This window comes from Clostridium sp. 1001271st1 H5 (assembly GCF_005845215.1).
Lineage (GTDB): Bacteria > Bacillota > Clostridia > Lachnospirales > Lachnospiraceae > Enterocloster.
Window position 1 is genome coordinate 1 of record NZ_SPHO01000066.1, and the last position, 1,518, is coordinate 1,518.

Genomic DNA, 1,518 nt, shown 5'->3' on the forward strand with positions numbered 1-1,518 from the left:
ATACCTTGACCCGTGACAGCGAGAATGAGAGGCAGAGAGTAGATCAGATTGCACTCCTTGATATGGCGCTACGCTTTAATCCGGACATTATTGTGGTAGGAGAAATGCGTGGACCAGAAGCGAATGCGGCACAGGAGGCTGCCAGAACCGGTGTTGCGGTTGTGACAACCATCCATTCCATGAGCTGTGAGGCAACCTACCGCCGCATGGTTTCCCTGTGTAAACGTGCTGTGGATATGAGTGATGAGACTTTGATGGGATTTGTAACGGAAGCCTATCCGATCATCGCTTTCTGCAAACAGCTGGAAAACAAGGAACGCCGTTTAATGGAAATCATGGAGTGTGAGATTCTGGCAGATGGAACCAGACGATACCGTCCGCTGTTTCAATATCAGATTACGGAAAACAGGGTGGAGGATGGAAAGTTTGTAATTGTGGGGCACCATAGACAAATCAACCCAATCTCGGACAGTCTGGCAAGACGGCTGATGGAGAATGGAATGCCGCAGGAAACGCTGGCAGGACTTTTGAATGTAAAAAAGGATAGAGAGGAGGAGAATGAATGACGGCGATTCAGCTATTGGCGTGTGCGGGAATGATCGTGGGTGTATTTTTACTGCTGGGAATGAAGCCAGTGGAGTTTACGGACAGCCTGTTTGGATTTCTATTGAATCCAAAACGAAGTCTGCGGGAAGACATCAGGGAATCATCAGGAAGAAAAAAATCAGGGATTTTGCGCAGGGAACTGGAGGAAGCACAGAACATCCTTCAAATGACGGGCAGGGGGAACCGGTTTTCCATCATCTGCGCAGTTGCTCTGGCACTGTTTTGCGCTGGGGGATCCATTGCTATTTTGTTGGGGAATTTTTTCCTGGCTCCGGTGATGGCAGTGGGTTTTTTATTTCTACCATTCTGGTATGTGAAACTGACTGCCAATCATTATAAAAGGGATGTGTCTGCAGAACTGGAAACGGCGCTTTCGGTCATTACCACAGCATATCTGAGGACAGAAGATATTGTGACGGCGGTGGAGGAGAATACAGCATATTTAAATCCTCCAGTGTCCAGAGTATTTCAGGATTTTCTCATCCAGATTAAAATGGTAAATCCGGATGTTCAGGCCGCCCTTCGGATTTTGCGGGGAAGGATTGATAATGAGGTGTTTCGGGAGTGGTGCGATGCGGTCAGTGACTGCCAGCATGACCGGAGCTTAAAGACTACACTGCCGCCCATCGTATCAAAGCTGTCAGATATGCGGAATGTGAACGCAGAACTGGAATACATGATCGCAGAACCAAGAAAAGAGTTTATGATTATGGTTGTGTTTGTAGTAGGCAATATTCCTCTTATGTATCTGCTGAATCAGGACTGGTATGATGTACTGATGCATACGGTACTGGGACAGTGTATTCTGGCTGCCACTGCGGCGGCTATTTTTATATCCGCTGGCTTTGTAGTGAAACTGACCCGTCCCATTGAATACAGGAGGTAGCTATGGAAGGCTTGTTGTTTTTATTC

2 protein-coding genes are annotated in these 1,518 nt (G+C 47.3%); both read left to right on the plus strand.

Going from position 1 to position 1,518, the window contains the following annotated elements; translation table 11 throughout:
* The coding region (locus FGS84_RS30580; protein ID WP_171042757.1) for an ATPase, T2SS/T4P/T4SS family at positions 1–566 on the plus strand (566 nt) is incomplete at its 5' end.
* Positions 563–1,492, plus strand: a complete 930-nt coding sequence (locus tag FGS84_RS30585; RefSeq protein ID WP_138311888.1) for a hypothetical protein — start codon at positions 563–565, stop codon at positions 1,490–1,492. The genes FGS84_RS30580 and FGS84_RS30585, both read left to right, overlap by 4 nt.
* Positions 1,493–1,518 lie beyond the last annotated feature (26 nt).